Here is a 16562-nt window from a genome sequence, read left to right on the forward strand (position 1 = left end):
CCGTTCCCACCCCGCCCCCATTCACTCGTTCGAGTGGCGAGCTACAGTGCGAACCATCCTTGGCCGCCGTACCAGTGGCCGCCCGCGCGCAGATGGTCCACCACCGCGCACTCGACACTGTTCCGCCGTGGCAGTTTCTCCACCGGCAGCTCCGGATCGCCGAAGACGAAGCCGATGGGCACCCCGTCGTCCGGGGTCTTGTTCTGGTAGACGAGCTCGAAACGGTCCTGGAAGCGGATGATGTTGGAGTCGGCGGAGAGATACCGCTTGAGCTGGGGGTCGAGCAGCCAGGAGTGGCAGACGGCGACCTCATAGCGCTCGTCGGGGTAGTGGCGGGTGAAGAACTCCCGGGCCAGAGCGAGCGATCGGTCGCAGGCGGAAGGTGTCAGGGGGCCGCGGAAGTCGGTGATGTGCAGGCTCAGGCAGGAGTCGCCGGGGCCCAGGTCCAGTCTCGCCGCCGCGACGGCCCCGCCCGTGCGCCGGCCGAGCCGCGCCCGCTGGAACTGCAGTCGGCCCAGCTGGAAGAGCTCGCCGTGGAAGTGCAGGGCGATCCACCAGGGGAACAGCAGCCCGGGTGTGCCGAGCCGTCTGTGGTGCACGGCCACATGGCGGCCGAGGTCGGCGAGGGTGCGCCGGGACACGTCCTCCGGGACGCCGTGCTCCCGGTGGTACGCGCGCACATAGGGAAGCGCCGCGATGAAGACGTACACATGGAAGCAGCGCCCGAGCTCCCCCGTCGACTCGGGGAACGCGGGTGGCTCCCAGCCCTTGCCTGGCTCCCCCATGTCCCTGACGAAGCGGCCGACGCAGCGTGCGAGGAGTGTCATCGCCTCCGGGTCGGCCGCCAACCGGGCGCGCAGCGCGACGAGTTCATTGATGTGCTCGTGGGCCACGGTCAGGTCGAGCAGGACGTCCGGCAGCTCGTCCGCGTCCGGAAGCACCGCTTCCATCCGCGGCGGGCCCTCGCTCTCCAGGTCCCTCAGCCACTCCGCGAGTCTCGCGTCCGCCCGCAGCGCGTCCAGCAGCACCGTCGCCTCCCCCGGTGGTCGTGGATCCGACCTCTCTCCCTTGGTGAACGTGCACCACGAAGAGTACGTTTCCGAGTAGGAGTAGTGATCCTGATGCGTACGGGCAGTGAACCGACGACAGCGCGCAGTGCTCTGCGGCTGCGCTTCTGGCTGAGCCTCTGGGGCCTGATCTGGGCGATCTTCGGGACGGCCGCGTTCGCCCTGACCGGGCGGCCGGGATGGGCGGCCGCCTGCGGCGTGCTGTGGCTGATCGTCACCGTCGACATGACCATGATCCTGTGGCACATCCATCAGGGGCCGCACTTCCAGCCGGGCCGAGACGTGCCACCGTACCGGCCGGTGGATGAGCGGCCTCCGTACCGGCCGGCTGATCAGCGGCCTCCCTTCCGGCCGCCGGAGCACCGCCACCCCTGACCGGCTCAGGGCCCAGTCACGGCCCCACTCACCGCCGGCTCATGTCTTACGAGTCGAAGCGCGCCGCTTCCAGATACTGCGGCTTCGGGTCGAGCGCCGCCGCCAGTCTGAAGTGCCGCTTCGCCAGATCTGGGCGGCGCTGGCGCTCATAGGTACGGGCGAGCGCGAAGTGCGCGAAGGCGTTGTCCGGCTCGCGCTCCAGGACGATCGTGAACTCCAGCTCGGCGGGGCGGAGTTGCGCGGCGGCGAAGAAGGCACGCGCGCGCAGGAGCCGGGCTGCCGTGTTCTCCGGATGCGCGCCGATGACTGAGTCGAGCAGCTTCACCGCGCCCCGCGGGTCCCGCGCTTCGAGCAGTCGCTCGGCGGCACGGAAGTCGATGACATGGGTCTCCGGAGTACGTCCGGTCGAACCGCTGGTCTCGGGCACGGCAGAGTCCTTCCCTCACTCGAAGGGTTCAACGCCCCCGCAGGGGGCCGCTATTCCTGGGGCTGATGGGGTTGATGTGCCCTACGCGCGAGATCCGCCCACACCTCCCGTACGCGCCGCTGCAGCTCCTCCAGGGGTACGTCGTTGTCGATGACAACGTTCGCGATCTCCAGGCGCTTCTCGCGCGGGGCCTGGGCGGCCATGCGGGCGCGGGCGTCGTCCTCGGTCATGCCGCGCAGCCGTACGAGCCGGTCGAGCTGGGTTTCGGGACTGGCGTCGACGACGATCACCAGGTCGTACAGCGGTGCGAGGCTGTTCTCGGCGAGGAGGGGCACGTCGTGTACGACGACGGCATCTTCGGAGGCGGATCTTTCGAGCTCGCGGGAGCGGGCGCCCACCAGGGGGTGCACGATCGAGTTGAGGACGGCGAGCTTCTCCGGGTCGGCGAAGACGATCGAGCCCAGCTTGGGCCGGTCCAGGCCGCCGTCCGGTGCGAGCACGTCCTCGCCGAAGGCGTCGACGACCGCCGCGAGCCCGGGAGTTCCGGGCGCGACGACCTCCCGCGCGATCCTGTCCGCGTCGATCAGCACCGCGCCCTGCTCGACGAGCAGCCGCGACACCTCGCTCTTGCCGGCGCCGATACCACCGGTCAGGCCCACCTTCAGCATGCCGAGCAGCTTAGGGCCTGCCACTGACAGGCCTCCCGACCGGGAGCCCTGGAACCAGGCTCAGGCGTCGCCCTCGCGCTCCGCCAGGAACCGCTCGAACTCGAGGCCGATCTCGTCCGCCGACGGGATGTCCACCGGCTCCGCGAGCATGTTGCCCCGCGTCTCGGCGCCCGCCGCGGCGTCGTACTGGTGCTCAAGACCCTGGACAAGGGCGACGAGCTCTTCGTCCCCCTCCTGGATCTGCCGGTCGATCTCCGTCTGGGTGCGGTGCGCCTCGGTGCGCAGGGAGTGCGCGATGGCGGGGAGTACCAGGCCGGTCGCGCCGGTGATGGACTCCAGGACGGTCAGCGCGGCGTCCGGGTACGGGGAACGCGCGATGTAGTGCGGCACGTGCGCGGCGACGCCCAGGACGTCGTGTCCTGCCTCCATGAGGCGGTACTCGACGAGGGACTCGGCGCTTCCGGGGACCTGAGCCTCGTCGAAGGGGCTGCGGTGGCCGGGCACCAGCTCGGTGCGGTTGCCGTGCGGGGTGAGGCCCACGGGGCGCGTGTGCGGGACGCCCATGGGGATGCCGTGGAAGTTCACGGAGAGACGGACGCCGAGCCGCTCCACGATCTGCTGGACGGCGGCGGCGAAGCGCTCCCACTCGACGTCCGGCTCGGGGCCGGAGAGCAGCAGGAAGGGCGCGCCCGTGGCGTCCTGCACGAGGCGTACGTCAAGGGTGGGCTCTTCGTAGTCGGTCCAGCGGTCACGCTTGAACGTCAGCAGCGGGCGCCTGGCCCGGTAGTCCACGAGCCGGTCGTGGTCGAAACGGGCCACGACCTGGTGGGGCAGCGAGTCGAGCACCCGGTCGACGATCTGGTCGCCGGTTTCGCCCGCGTCGATGTATCCGTCGAAGTGGTAGAGCATGACAAGGCCGGCCGACTCCTGGGCGAGTGCCATGTCGACAACGGCCAAGCCCTTCGGCTCCCATGCGTACAAACCCTGCGGATCAAGCACTGTGACCGCTCCTCCTCGTGTTCGTACTGCACAACGTGGCCCGGAGCGCGGGCATTCCCGGCCCGCGCTCCGCACCACTGCCTCTTACCGACTTCTCAGCCACCACGAGCGGCTGGAAAGACATCCGAAGCGGCCACGAGGACACTTACAGACGGCTATGAGGACAGCACACGCGTGTTACGAGGACAGCACACGCGCGTGGAGCGCGGTGACCGCCTTGCGGGCGGACGTGAAGGCACCGTGCTGCCAGGCGTCGGTGTAACTGAGCCAGTCGCCCGCGAAGTAGACCCGTCCGGTGGGCTGGTTCAACGGCTTGTAGCGGGCGTCGTCGGGTCCGCCGGGGGTGTCGTGCCAGGCGGCCTCCAGGTGCGGCGTCTGACGCCAGTGGTGCGAGAAGGAGGACGCGAGTTCGGTGCGGTACTTCTCGCCGTAGATCTTCACGCCCGTGGCCACCGCGCGCTTCTCGCGCTCCTCGGGGGTGAGCTTCGCGTACGAGTCGGCGTCGTCGTCGTAGTTGTAGTAGCCGATCAGTACGCCGCGCTCGCCGTGGAAGCCGTACGAGGGGTGCCAGATGTGGACGACGTCCTGGTCGGTCTCGGTGATGCCGCCGTAGATGTTGTGGTCCAGCTCCCACCAGCGGGAGCGGTACTCCAGGCCGATCTTCGCGGCGGACTGCGGCGTGATCGCCTCCAGCGCGCTCTGGACGCCGGAGCCGAGGTTGTGCGGGATCTTGGCGAAGATGTTGGGCGGGAGGGCGCCGATGCAGTAGTCGGCGTCGATGGACTTGGTACGGCCGCCCTGGGTGTAAGTGACGGTAACGCCACTCCCCTTGTCGGTGATTTTGGAAACCGCGGCTCCTGTACGGATGCGATGGGCCCCGATCGCCTTGGTCAGCGCGCGCGGTATCTGGTCCATGCCGCCCACCGGCTGGAACATCAGCATCGCCTGGTCGAAGCCGAACTCGAAGGAGAAGTAGCGGCCGACGCCGGTGGCGAAGACCTCGGAGGCCGACGGTACGTCCCCGAGGAGCACGCCTGGGGTTCCCGCGGCGGCCGGGACGGTGGTGTAGCCGCGGCGCTCGCCGCCCTCGTACGTCAGCTTGTCGCCGAGTTCGCCGAAGTCCTTGAGGAACTCGACGAGTTTCTCCTGGTCGGTGGCGGTCAGCTCCTTGTCGAGGGCGCCCTTGTCGGTGGCCTTGGCGAGCAACTCGGAGACATAGCCGTAGACGTCGGCCTTGGCGGTGCGGTAGCGCATCGGCTTGGTCATGCCGGTCGACTCGTTGTAGATGTACGCGTCCGCGTTCACGTTGGTGAACACCTCGATAGGGACGCCGAGTTCGCGGCAGTAGTCGAGGGTGACCATCCACTGCGGGAGACGGGCAGGGCCCGCGTTCATGTAATGACCCTCGCCGAAGCGGGCCGTCTGCGTGTTTCCGTAGAGGTCGGTGGTCGAATCGCCGCCGCGCACCGTGAAGTTGCGGCCGCCGGTGCGGTCCCTGGCCTCCAGGATCGTACAGTCGTAGCCCGCCTTGCCCAGTTCGTACGCGGCCGCGAGTCCGGCGATGCCGCCGCCGACGATGACGACCTTGGCGGCGCCTCGCCCGGTGAGCGTGAAATCGCTCGACTTCAGTGCACGGAAGGGCTGTTCGCGCTGTGCGGCCTGAGCGGTGGGCGCGAGGCCGAGGGCCCCCATGGTGGCGAACATCGCGCCCGCGCCGCCGGTGAGACCGACGTTGCGGAGAAAGGCGCGCCTGCTCGCCGTACCCGATCGCTGCTGTGCTGCCATGACTTCGGCTCCCCTCACGATCTTGAATGACCCGGGGATCCTGGCAACGCCCTGTTACGGCACTGGAGTTACTCGTGTATCTGCCACGTTTCTCTCCCCGCACACCCGGACCGACTCGGACCTTGATGCAGACATACGCCGCCCCTGCGTTCAGATTGGCGCCCACAGTTCATGTACGTGGATCCGTTGCTCTGTGAACCCGTCACGGTGACTCCACAGCGCCGCGCAGGGGGCGCCGCACAAGGAGCGCCCCGCAGGGGCGCGAGGAACTGCGCGACAAGCCCCCACAAGCCCGCGGACGAAACCAAAAAGCGGTGGGCCGCACCCCCCGTAAGGGGTGCGGCCCACCGACTAGCTACTGCCTAGCGGAACCTACCGGTTCAGCTCTGGCCGCCCGCGAGCTTCTCGCGGAGCGCAGCCAGGGCCTCGTCCGACGCCAGCGCGCCGGAGGTGTCGTCCGACTCCGAGGAGTACGAACCACCCGAGACACCCGCACCAGCACCGGCGGCGGGGGCGGCAGCGCCCTCGGCCTCGGCCTGGGCGTCAGCCTCGCGGGACTTGATGACCTGCGCCTGGTGCTGCTCGAAGCGCTGCTGCGCCTCGGCGTACTGGTGCTCCCACGCCTCGCGCTGGGTCTCGTAGCCCTCGAGCCAGTCGTTGGTCTCGGGGTCGAAGCCCTCGGGGTAGATGTAGTTGCCCTGGTCGTCGTACGAGGCAGCCATGCCGTACAGCGTCGGGTCGAACTCGACCGAGGCCGGGTCGGCACCGAAGGACTCGTTGGCCTGCTTCAGGGACAGCGAGATCCGGCGACGCTCAAGGTCGATGTCGATGACCTTGACGAAGATCTCGTCGTTGACCTGGACAACCTGCTCCGGGATCTCCACGTGGCGCTCGGCCAGCTCGGAGATGTGGACCAGACCCTCGATGCCCTCGTCCACGCGGACGAACGCACCGAACGGAACCAGCTTCGTGACCTTGCCGGGCACGACCTGACCGATCTGGTGCGTGCGGGCGAACTGCTGCCACGGGTCTTCCTGCGTCGCCTTGAGCGACAGGGAGACGCGCTCGCGGTCCATGTCGACGTCGAGGACCTCGACGGTGACTTCCTGGCCGACCTCGACAACCTCGGAGGGGTGGTCGATGTGCTTCCAGGAGAGCTCGGAGACGTGGACGAGACCGTCGACGCCACCCAGGTCCACGAAGGCACCGAAGTTGACGATCGAGGAGACGACGCCGGAGCGGACCTGACCCTTCTGCAGGGTGGTGAGGAACGTCTGGCGAACCTCGGACTGGGTCTGCTCCAGCCAGGCACGGCGGGACAGGACCACGTTGTTGCGGTTCTTGTCCAGCTCGATGATCTTGGCCTCGAGCTCCTTGCCCACGTAGGGCTGGAGGTCGCGGACACGGCGCATCTCGACGAGGGAAGCCGGCAGGAAGCCACGGAGGCCGATGTCGAGGATGAGACCACCCTTGACGACCTCGATGACGGTACCGGTGACGATGCCGTCCTCTTCCTTGATCTTCTCGATGGTGCCCCAGGCGCGCTCGTACTGGGCGCGCTTCTTCGAGAGGATCAGGCGGCCTTCCTTGTCCTCCTTCTGGAGAACAAGGGCTTCGATCTCGTCGCCGACCTTGACGACCTCGTTCGGGTCGACGTCGTGCTTGATCGAGAGCTCGCGGCTCGGGATGACACCTTCGGTCTTGTAACCGATGTCGAGCAGGACCTCGTCCCGGTCGACCTTCACGATGACGCCGTCGACGATGTCGCCGTCGTTGAAGTACTTGATCGTCTCGTCGATCGCGGCGAGGAAGGCTTCCTCGTTACCGATGTCGTTGACCGCAACCTGCGGGGTGGTGGCGGTGGTCTCGGTGCTGCTCGTCATGTGGGAAAGGGCTCCGGTACGGACAGAGAGTCGTAGGTACTGCTTACGCCGGGAGCCCGTTTCGCTCTGCAGAAGGCCGGACAGCCAAGGAAGCACCCAACCCGGAGCGGTGTTTGTGACAAACACCGCCGGTGGGCGCCTCGAAAACCGAGGGGACATACATACAGATGCGAGCGCAGCCTGCTAGGTCTGAGGAGCGCAGGCTCGCAGCGCAACTTGTAGCATACGGGGGCAGCCGGGCAGGGTCAATGCGCGAAGGCGCACACCCGGGGCGGATCGCCGCATACCCGGCACAAGACCTGTCTCTTGAGGCCACGCGGGCCATAGGACGCCTCTGCCGTGACACGCGGAGACGGGTTGGACGGAAGAGTACGACGAGGGAGCCGATCATCCAAGAGCCCGAACCGCTTGAGCCCGAAGCCACCCGACGCGATGCGGGCGTCACGGAGAGTTCCCGAGCCAACCGGGGCTGGTGGGACCGGAACGCGGACGAGTACCAGATCGAGCACGGCACGTTCCTCGGGGACGACCGTTTCGTGTGGGGCCCCGAGGGCCTCGACGAGGTGGAGGCCGAGCTGCTCGGCCCGCCGGAGGACCTCAAGGGCAAGGACGTCCTGGAGATCGGCGCCGGCGCGGCCCAGTGCTCGCGCTGGCTGGCCGCCCAGGGGGCCCGTCCGGTGGCCCTGGACCTCTCCCACCGCCAGCTCCAGCACGCCCTGCGCATCGGCGGGGGCGTGCCCCTGGTCGAGGCCGACGCGGGCGCCCTGCCGTTCGCCGACGGATCCTTCGACCTCGCGTGCTCGGCGTACGGCGCGCTGCCGTTCGTCGCCGACCCGGTCCGCGTCCTGCGGGAGGTACGCCGGGTGCTGCGCCCCGGGGGCCGCTTCGTCTTCTCGGTGACCCACCCCATCCGCTGGGCCTTCCCGGACGAGCCCGGCCCCGAGGGGCTGAGCATCTCCGCCTCCTACTTCGACCGCACTCCTTACGTGGAGCAGGACGAGGAGGGCCGCGCGGTGTACGTCGAGCACCACAGGACGATCGGCGACCGCGTCCGCGATGTCGTGGCCGGCGGCTTCCGTCTGGTCGACCTCGTCGAGCCGGAGTGGCCCGCCTGGAACACCCAGGAGTGGGGCGGCTGGTCCCCGCTGCGCGGGAATCTGATCCCGGGGACGGCGATTTTCGTCTGCGAGCGGGACTGACCGTTCGAAGGGATCGTGCGAAAAGGGTGCCCACGCGTGCGTGGGCACCCTTTTCACTGCGCACGCGCGCGTGGACGGCGTTTTGACGGCTGCCGGGCACACGCGCGTGGAGGGCGTTTTGACGCCCGTACGAGACTGGGGGCGTGATTCGTTACGACGCCCTGGACGCGCTGCCTGTTCGCGGTGCCCTGCCCGCCCTGAGCGACGCCCTGGAGAGCGGCGGCAGCGCGGTGCTCGTGGCGCCGCCCGGCACCGGCAAGACCACGCTGGTGCCGCTGGCGCTCGCCGGTCTGCTGGACGACGGGCGGCCGGTACGCCGGGTCGTCGTCGCCGAGCCGCGGCGGATCGCCGCCCGGGCCGCCGCGCGGCGGATGGCGTGGCTGCTCGGCGAGAAGGTGGGCGAGAGCGTCGGTTACACCGTGCGCGGGGAGCGGGTGGTCGGCCGCCACACGCGCGTGGAGGTCGTCACGACCGGTGTCCTGTTGCAGCGGTTGCAGCGGGACCAGGAGCTCGCGGGCGTCGACGTGGTCGTACTCGACGAGTGCCATGAGCGGCACCTGGACGCCGACACGGTGGCTGCCTTTGCGCTGGACGTACGGGCCGCCCTCCGCCCCGAGCTGCGGCTGGTGGCGGCGTCCGCGACGACGGACGCGCAAGGGTGGGCCCGGCTGCTGGGCGACGCGCCAGTCGTCGAGGCACACGGCGTGTCGTATCCGGTCGAGGTGGTGTGGGCGCCGCCGGTACGGCCCGTACGGCCGCCGCACGGGATGCGGGTGGACCCGGCGCTGCTGACCCATGTGGCGTCGGTGGTGCGGCGGGCGCTGGCCGAGCACGAGGGGGACGTGCTGTGTTTCCTGCCCGGGGTCGGGGAGATCGCGCGGGTGGCGGGTCAGCTGGGGGATCTTGGTCCGGTCGAGGTACTTCAAGTGCACGGGCGGGCGCCGGCCGCCGTGCAGGACGCGGTGCTGTCCCCGGGTGCGGGGCGCCGGGTGGTCCTCGCGACCGCGGTGGCCGAGTCTTCGCTGACGGTTCCCGGGGTGCGGGTGGTCGTCGACTCCGGGCTCGCGCGGGAGCCGCGGGTGGACCACGCGCGCGGGCTGAGCGCGCTGACGACCGTACGGGCCTCGCAGGCGGCCGGGCGGCAGCGGGCGGGGCGCGCCGGGCGTGAGGCGCCGGGAGCGGTGTACCGGTGCTGGGCGGAGGCGGAGGACGCCCGTCTGGCCCGCTTCCCCGCGCCGGAGATCAAGGTGGCCGACCTGACGGCGTTCGCCCTCCAGGCGGCCTGCTGGGGCGATCCGGACGCTACGGGGCTCGCGCTTCTCGACCCGCCGCCGGGTGGGGCGATGGCGGCGGCACGGTCGGTCCTGTCGGCGGTGGGGGCGGTGGACTCCGCGGGGCGGGCGACGGAACGGGGCGTACGCATGTCCCGGCTCGGGCTGCACCCCCGGCTCGCCCGGGCCCTGCTGGACGCGGCCCCCGAGGTGGGCGCGGACCGGGCCGCGGAGGTCGTGGCCCTGCTCAGCGAGGAGCCGCCGCGGGAGTACGGCGACGACCTCGCCGCGGCTTGGCGTGCCGCCCGGCGTGGCGGCGACGCCTACGCAGCGCGCTGGCGCGCGGAGGCCCGGCGGCTGCGGGCCGCGTCGGCGCCCACGCCTTCGGCGCGGGGCCTTTCCCACCCGCCCGCCCAGGACTCTCTCCCGGGCGAGCCGAGCACCGACGCTCTCTCCGGTGGGGCCGCGGCGGCGACACGCCCCGCCGACGCCCCCGCGGCGGCCCTCGACTCCGTACCGGGCCGGTCGAGACCCGGAGGTTCCTTCTCGGCCACCGGCACGAAGTTCGAGGCGGGAGGGCGGGCCGGCGCCGGGGGCGACCGTGTGGTGGGGCTCGTCGCTGCGCTCGCCTTCCCGGAGCGCGTCGCCCGGGCGCACGGCGGCTCGTACCTCATGGCTTCCGGCACCCGTGCCGAGCTCCAGGACGGCACAGGACTGCGGGGAGCGCCCTGGCTCGCTGTCGCCGTGGCCGATCGGCCCGGGGGTGCCGGGCACGCGCGCGTGCGCCTCGGGGCCGTCATCGACGAGGAGACGGCGCGGCAGGCCGCCCAGAGCCTGTATGCCGAGGGCGAGGAGGTGCACTGGGCCGACGGTGATGTCGTCGCGCGGCGGGTGGAGCGGCTCGGGGCCGTGGAGCTGGCGGTGCGGCCGCTCAAGAACGCCGACTCCGGACTCGTACGGGAAGCGTTGTGCGAAGGGCTGCGGGCGGAGGGGCTCGGCCTGTTGCGGTGGTCCCCGGACTCGGAGGTGCTGCGGCGGCGGCTCGCGTTCCTGCACCTGCACCTGGGCGCCCCGTGGCCCGATGTCGGTGACGACGCGCTCCACGCGCGCGTGGACGAGTGGCTGGAGCCCGAGCTGGGGCGCGCCCGCAGGCGGGCCGATCTGGCGCGGATAGACGCCGGGCAGGCCCTGAACCGGCTGCTGCCCTGGGCCACCGGGGACGCGGCCCGGCTCGACGAACTCGCCCCCGAGCGCATCGAGGTGCCGAGTGGGTCCAGAATCCGGATCGACTACGGCGACCCCGAGCGGCCGGTGCTCGCCGTGAAGGTGCAGGAGATGTTCGGCCTGCACGAGTCCCCCGCCGTCGCCGGCGTACCCGTACTCGTGCATCTGTTGTCCCCGGCGGGTCGTCCCGCCGCCGTCACGGCCGACCTCGCCTCCTTCTGGAGGGACGGTTACAAGGCCGTACGGGCCGAACTGCGCGGGCGCTATCCCAAGCACCCGTGGCCCGAGGATCCGGCGAGCGCCGAGCCGACGCGGCACACGAACGCGCGGCTCAGGCGTTGACCGGCTGGGGCTCCGCTGCCCGCGTCGGCGCCGGGTCGCCGGGCCTGCGGCTGCGCGCCTCCAGGTACAGCGACAGGGACAGCAGGGCGACGCCCAGGAACAGGAAACCCCACGGCAGGTAGGACGTCAGCAGCAGGATCAGGGTGCGGTTCGACTTGACCAGGTCGACCGTGTGCTTGATGTAGTCCTCACGCATCTTCACGTTCCCGGCGAACGCGGTCACCTTCTTGCCGTCGCCGAGCAGGGTGCCGCCGCGGAGTTCCTCCTTGTGGTCCTCCTCGCCGTAGACGGGCGCTCCGGTGACCGGTTCCACCCAGAACTTGCGGACCGTGGTGTACCACATGCTCGTGCCGGTCTTGGCGAGCGATTCCCGGGTGATGCCCTTGACGGGCATGGTCCTCGGGAACTGGACCTTGGTCCAGGGGATGGTCTGCTCGAAGTAGTAGACCTTGACTCCCCGGAAGTTCTGGGTGCCCTTGTAGTGGATGGGGTTGGTGGTGCGGGTCTGCGCGTCGAAGTACTCGTAGTCCCGCTTCTCCGTGAGGAAGGGCCACTTGAACTCGATGCCCTCGCGCGTCACCGGGTCGCCGTCGACCATCTCTCCCGTGGCGTGGACGGGGTCCTGGCTGTGCGCGTCGAAGATGTAGCGCTCGGGGATCTTGGAGATCATCTTGCCGTCGGGTCCCTGGACGTAGGACAGGGAGTCCCAGACGACGACGTCCCGGCCCGCGGTCTTCTCGATCTTCTCGGAGGCCTCGACGTTGCCCTTGAGGGTCTGCACGACGGTGACCTTGGGGACCGTCTTGGCCTTCATGGTGCCGTAGTCGATAAGGGTCGCGTTCTTCGCCTCCAGGACCATGTCCTGGTACTGGTTGGCGGGGATCTTCGCCAGGCGCGGGAAGGCGTACCAGCGCATCAGGGGGGACAGCGCCGTGAAGAACACGGCGCAGGCGAGCAGGATCAGGCTTGCCTTGCGGCGCATGTCGGCGTCCCTCCCTGAGAGTTACGGGTCTGAAGACACGGTCTACGGGTGTGCGGGCACGGTCGTCAGCAGCGGCTTCGGCGATGTTCTGCCGGCCGGTGAGCCCATGGCCGTGATGGTCAGCACCAGGGCGAGCGCCACGGCGAGACCGGTCGCGGCGGCGATGAGGGCACGCATGCGGGCCTCCCGAAGGCCAGGAGCTGATACATCGTCAGGTCCGGCACCGTAGCAACGGCGGGGCGAGATGAGAACACGTTGCACACAGACAAGGGCGCCCCTCCGCCCGGAAGCGGGAGGGGCGCCCTGACGCGCGTATGAACTACGAGGTGCGCATGGACTGTGCGGTGCGCATGGACTACGAGGTGGCCGCCGCCACCTTCAGCTCGACGGTCAGCGTCGCGCCGCCCGTGGTGTTGATGCGGAGCAGGAACGTGCCGGTGCTGTCGTCCGCGTACAGCTTCGGGAGCTTCAGCACGCCGTCGGCGTCCGTGGTGAGGTCCGTGAGGGTGCGTACGGTCTTGCCGTCCGCGTCCTTGAAGTACGGGCCCTTGTCGTTCTCGGTCGCGTCGTCCGCCGACTTGATGAGCGTGGCGGTGGCCGCGACCTTGCCCGCGACGGCGCCGTTGTAGGTGGCCTTCACCTCGACCTGGTCGGCGAACTCGCCGCTCGGCACGCAGGTCAGCTCGGTGTCGCTGGTGCGGGTGAGGGTGTCGGCCTGGCGCGGGGTGACGGTCGCCGTGTAGTCGAGGCCGGCCATGACGCGGCCGACGACGGTGGCGCGGACCGTGAAGTCGCCGGTCTTCTCACCCGCGACGAGCGCGGGCGCGGTGGCCATGCCGAGCCGGTTGGTGACCACCGTGGCGACGGTCTCGCCGCTGGTGAAGGCGGCGTCCGTGTCGTCCCCGAGGATCGTGAACCGGACCCGGACCTTCGCCACGGCCTTGTCGGCGTCGGTCTCGGTCCGTACGGCGATCTTCTGGGCGAACGTGTCGCCCGCCGTCGCGGTGAGCTTCCCGGTACCCGAGTCGGCCAGGTGATCCACGGTCTCGGTGGGCGTGGGCGTCGACGGGCTCGGCGAGGGCGAGGCGGGCGTGGAGGGGCTCGGGCTGGGGCTCGTCGAGCCGCCGTCGCCCGGTTCGGAGGTGCCCGGCTCCGTCGTACTCGGCGTCGTGGTGCTCGGTGTCGAGGGGGACGGTGTCGAGGGGGACGACGGGCTGGGGTTCGCGCCGGAGGTGTCGTCGCTGCTGTGCGAGGGCAGCGTTCCGGTGCCGTCCGGCACTTCGTGGGTGCCCTTGCGGTAGTACTCCAGCCACGACAGGACCGTGTTGAGGTACGCCGTCGAGTTGTTGTAGCTGAGGATCGAGGCGTTCATCTGCGACTGGACCGACATGTCGTGGTCGAACCGGCAGAGGTAGTGACCGGCCGCGAGCGCCGCGTCGTAGACGTTGTTGGGGTCCTTCTTGCCGTCGCCGTTGCCGTCGCGGCCCGCCCACGCCCAGGTGGAGGGGATGAACTGCATCGGCCCCACCGCGCGGTCGTGCGTGGAGTCGCCGTCGTACGCGCCGTTGTCGGTGTCGCTGATGTTCGCGAAGCCGTTGCCGTTGAGGACCGGGCCGAGGATCGGCGAGTACGTCGTACCGCTCGCGTCGACGCGGCCGCCGCGGGCCTGGCCGGACTCGACCTTGCCGATGGCGGCGAGGAGCTGCCAGGGCAGGTTGCAGCCCGGCTTGGACTCGCGCAGCGACGCCTCGGCCTTCTTGTAGGCGTCGAGGACAGTCGCGGGTATGCCCGCCTCGGCTTCGCCCGTGACGACGGGCGTGCCGGTGGTCGGCGACGGGCTGGGGCTGTCGAGCGGCGGGAGGTCCGTGTAGTAGCGCGAGTTGCCGCTCGCGGTGTCGTCGCTGTTCGCGTCCGGTGTGGCATCGGCGCCGGTCGTCTGCCTGCCGTGGTCGTCGGTGATCACTCCCGGGGCCTGGGACGCGGACAGGGCCGCGACCGCGGCCGCGGCCACGGCGGTGGTTGCCGCCCCCTTGCGCAGCCTCCTGCCGAAATGCGCCGCCATTGAGTGAGCCCCTCCCGTGGACAACCGCTTCTTCGTGCCTGTGTTGCCGGCGTTCGACCGCGCTCCCCGGCACGTTGACCCAGGTGACCCTACGACAACTTCCGTTGCGCGGGCACCCGTTCGCGCCCGATATTCACCGGTTGGCCATGTGCGATGTGCGCGGAACGCCGGCCCCGAGTGGCCGGCTCGCATGATTTCACAGGTCACTCATACTGGGCGTCATTGATCACCGGCCCGAGCCGGCCGCCCGAAACCAGCCGTAGGGGGACGACTTGCCCTTCACTCTCAGCCATGCGGCGGCCGTGCTGCCCGCCGTGCGCGGTGACGGAAGCGGGCGCGGACGGCTGGTTCCCGCCGTCCTCGTGGCCGGTTCGTTCGCTCCCGACATGACCTATTACGCGGCGAGTGTGCTGCCCGGAGCGATGGAGTTCGGCACCTTCACGCACTCGTTCACCGGTGTCTTCACCTTCGACGTGCTCGTCGCATGGACGCTCGTGGGCGCCTGGCTGGTGCTGCGCGAGCCACTGGTGGCGCTGCTGCCGCCGGCCCGGCAGGGGCGTCCCGCCCGGCTGCTGCGCTGCGGGACGGCACGTCGGCGCCTGAGTCCGCCGACGGCCTTGTGGTGGTACGTCTCCGCGGCGCTCGGCGCGCTGACGCATGTCGTGTGGGACGCGTTCACGCATCACGACCGGTGGGGGGTACGGCTGATCCCCGCCCTGAGCCGGGACGCCGGGGGCTCACCGCTGTTCTGGTACGCGCAGTACGGCAGTTCGGCGGTGGCGGCCGTCGTCGTCGTGACCTTCGTGGTGATCGCGCTGCGCCGCACCCCGTCCGGCGAACCGGTGGGGGTGCCGGTGCTGTCCGCTTCCGACCGGTGGCTGGCGGGTGCCGTTCTCGGGTGCTGCGCGCTGGTGGGCGCGGTGCAGCGGGCTTCGCGCTGGTGGGCCTACTGGGGTTCCAGCGCGAAGCCCTGGGAGTTGATCCCGGCGTTGTGTTTCGGTGGGGGCGCGGGCCTGGTGCTCGGCCTCGGGCTGTACGCCGCGGGCGTCAGGTTGTGGCGTCCGGCTCCGGCTCGTCCCAGCCCGGCAGCAGCTCGTACGGAGCCGAGCCGTCAGACTTCTCGCTGATCTCGCCCTCCGGGGTGGGGCTCTGGATCCGGCCGCGTCCCTGGTTGAGGCCGCGGTGCACGGCCTGCGCGATGCGCTCGATGGTGCGGACGCCGTACGCCATCGTCGGGTTGTCGTGCGACAGGACGACGATGCGGTAGGTGCGGTTGGTACCGGTGAACGCGCCGACGCTGTGCACGCGCCAGCCGTGCGTGGCCCGGGGCAGCCAGCCGTTCTTCACATGGGCCGTGAGGCCGCTGGGCATGCCGGAGGGCACGCCCCAGCGCTGGTCGCTGCGGACCTCGCTCATCAGCTTCAGGCCGTAGGCGCGGGTCTTCAGGAACGAGCGGGCATTGGTGAGGACGTCCAGCAGCCGCATCTGGTCGGCGGCCGTGATCTGGGTCAGGCCCCAGTAGCCGTCCGGGCCCAGGACGGTGCCCGTCGTCCCGACACGGGCCAGCAGGCGGTCCAGGTAGGCGTGGCCGAGGTCGTTCCACAGGCGCAGGGCGGAGGTGTTGTCCGACCTGGTGATCATGGGGCGGATGTTGGCCAGTTCCCAGTCGGTGAGTTTGCGGCCGAGCTCCTCCGCCCGGCGCAGAGTGCCCTCCATGATCGTGACCTTGGCGACGCTCGCCGAGTCGTACTGCCGTTCGCTCGCAAGGTCGCAGGTCAGGCCGGTGTCGTCATCGTGCACCGCCACGGAGACGGTGCCCTGGCGTGACGACAACGCCGCCCGGATGTCGCGGGACATCTGGGCGGCGAGGTCGGGGTCACTGGTGGAGCGGCAGGCCGCGGGCACCTGCGCGGTGCTGGCTTTCGCGGCGACCGCGGGTATCGGCGCGAGCAGCGCCGAGACGACAGCTGTGGCCGCGACGACGACGGCCGTGGCTGTGGCCGTGCGGCAGTGGAGCATGCGTATACCCATGCCCGCATCCTTACGGCCCGGCCGGGCGGGGGGCGCTTTTGCGGGGGCCACGCGGGTGACGGTCCCTCCGGGGGTTCGGCGAAATCACTCCCGGGGCTGGATGGAGTCCCTCCCGGTGATTGAGCGGGGCCCTCCGGAGTTTGGGGGGCCTTCCAGGGATGTCGGCGGTTCCTCGGGGAGCTGGACGGGTCCCTCCGGGAGCTGGGCGGGGTACGAAGCCGTGTCTCCGGCTGCCGTGGGGGCCTGG

General features: G+C 70.4%; 14 protein-coding genes. 4 read left to right on the top strand and 10 right to left on the bottom strand.

Translation table 11 applies throughout. The annotated features are described in order from the left end of the window. Positions 1-41: 41 nt before the first annotated feature. Positions 42-1028 carry an acyltransferase domain-containing protein gene (locus tag AB5J50_RS13270; protein ID WP_369257789.1) on the bottom strand — a complete coding sequence of 329 codons (987 nt, stop codon included), beginning with the start codon at positions 1026-1028 and terminating at the stop codon, positions 42-44. Positions 1029-1121: 93 nt separating this feature from the next. On the opposite strand from AB5J50_RS13270, the gene AB5J50_RS13275 reads away from it, so the two are divergent. Beyond that, positions 1122-1442, top strand: coding sequence for a DUF6343 family protein (locus tag AB5J50_RS13275; protein ID WP_327427933.1), 321 nt, complete (start codon positions 1122-1124; stop codon positions 1440-1442). Between the two features lie 46 nt (positions 1443-1488). Here AB5J50_RS13275 and AB5J50_RS13280 read toward each other — a convergent pair whose 3' ends face one another. From AB5J50_RS13280 to rpsA, 5 genes are all read right to left on the bottom strand, one after another. Next, on the bottom strand, positions 1489-1869 hold the full coding sequence (locus tag AB5J50_RS13280; RefSeq protein WP_327427934.1) for a tetratricopeptide repeat protein: 381 nt from the start codon (positions 1867-1869) through the stop codon (positions 1489-1491). A gap of 50 nt (positions 1870-1919) precedes the next feature. Beyond that, positions 1920-2537, bottom strand: a complete 618-nt coding sequence (gene coaE / locus AB5J50_RS13285) for a dephospho-CoA kinase (RefSeq protein WP_369265380.1) — start codon at positions 2535-2537, stop codon at positions 1920-1922. A gap of 60 nt (positions 2538-2597) precedes the next feature. Continuing rightward, the gene (locus tag AB5J50_RS13290) at positions 2598-3536 is read right to left on the bottom strand and encodes a PAC2 family protein (RefSeq protein ID WP_327427935.1); all 939 of its coding nucleotides are present in this window, start codon (positions 3534-3536) and stop codon (positions 2598-2600) included. Positions 3537-3713: 177 nt separating this feature from the next. Next, entirely contained in the window at positions 3714-5240 is a 1527-nt protein-coding gene (locus AB5J50_RS13295) for a flavin monoamine oxidase family protein (protein ID WP_369265381.1), read from the bottom strand. 461 nt (positions 5241-5701) lie between these two features. Further along, positions 5702-7204: a 30S ribosomal protein S1 gene (rpsA, locus tag AB5J50_RS13300; protein WP_327427936.1), complete on the bottom strand. Its 1503-nt coding sequence runs from the start codon at positions 7202-7204 to the stop codon at positions 5702-5704. 248 nt (positions 7205-7452) lie between these two features. Here rpsA and AB5J50_RS13305 point away from each other — a divergent pair, with 248 nt between their 5' ends. Together AB5J50_RS13305 and AB5J50_RS13310 are read left to right on the top strand one after the other, a co-directional pair. Next, positions 7453-8403, top strand: coding sequence for a class I SAM-dependent methyltransferase (locus AB5J50_RS13305; RefSeq protein WP_369257793.1), 951 nt, complete (start codon positions 7453-7455; stop codon positions 8401-8403). Positions 8404-8546: 143 nt separating this feature from the next. Continuing rightward, positions 8547-11240 carry an ATP-dependent RNA helicase gene (locus AB5J50_RS13310; RefSeq protein ID WP_369257795.1) on the top strand — a complete coding sequence of 898 codons (2694 nt, stop codon included), beginning with the start codon at positions 8547-8549 and terminating at the stop codon, positions 11238-11240. Here AB5J50_RS13310 and AB5J50_RS13315 read toward each other — a convergent pair. The 3 genes from AB5J50_RS13315 to AB5J50_RS13325 form a co-directional block, all read right to left on the bottom strand. Further along, on the bottom strand, positions 11230-12222 hold the full coding sequence (locus tag AB5J50_RS13315; RefSeq protein ID WP_369257797.1) for a DUF3068 domain-containing protein: 993 nt from the start codon (positions 12220-12222) through the stop codon (positions 11230-11232). The genes AB5J50_RS13310 and AB5J50_RS13315 overlap by 11 nt on opposite strands. 42 nt (positions 12223-12264) lie before the next feature. After that, positions 12265-12399, bottom strand: coding sequence for an SPW_0924 family protein (locus AB5J50_RS13320; protein ID WP_327427940.1), 135 nt, complete (start codon positions 12397-12399; stop codon positions 12265-12267). A 178-nt stretch (positions 12400-12577) separates the two neighbouring features. Beyond that, complete coding sequence (locus AB5J50_RS13325) at positions 12578-14284, bottom strand: lytic murein transglycosylase (protein ID WP_369257799.1); 1707 nt, start codon at positions 14282-14284, stop codon at positions 12578-12580. Between the two features lie 272 nt (positions 14285-14556). Between AB5J50_RS13325 and AB5J50_RS13330 the strand changes: the two genes are divergently transcribed. Continuing rightward, positions 14557-15411 carry a DUF4184 family protein gene (locus AB5J50_RS13330; RefSeq protein ID WP_369257801.1) on the top strand — a complete coding sequence of 285 codons (855 nt, stop codon included), beginning with the start codon at positions 14557-14559 and terminating at the stop codon, positions 15409-15411. Here the strand turns inward: AB5J50_RS13330 and AB5J50_RS13335 are convergent. Beyond that, positions 15332-16315, bottom strand: a complete 984-nt coding sequence (locus AB5J50_RS13335; protein WP_369257803.1) for a serine hydrolase — start codon at positions 16313-16315, stop codon at positions 15332-15334. The genes AB5J50_RS13330 and AB5J50_RS13335 overlap by 80 nt on opposite strands. Positions 16316-16562: the final 247 nt, after the last annotated feature.

The sequence above is a fragment of the Streptomyces sp. R35 genome (assembly GCF_041053035.1).
GTDB classification, from domain to species: domain Bacteria; phylum Actinomycetota; class Actinomycetes; order Streptomycetales; family Streptomycetaceae; genus Streptomyces; species Streptomyces lutosisoli.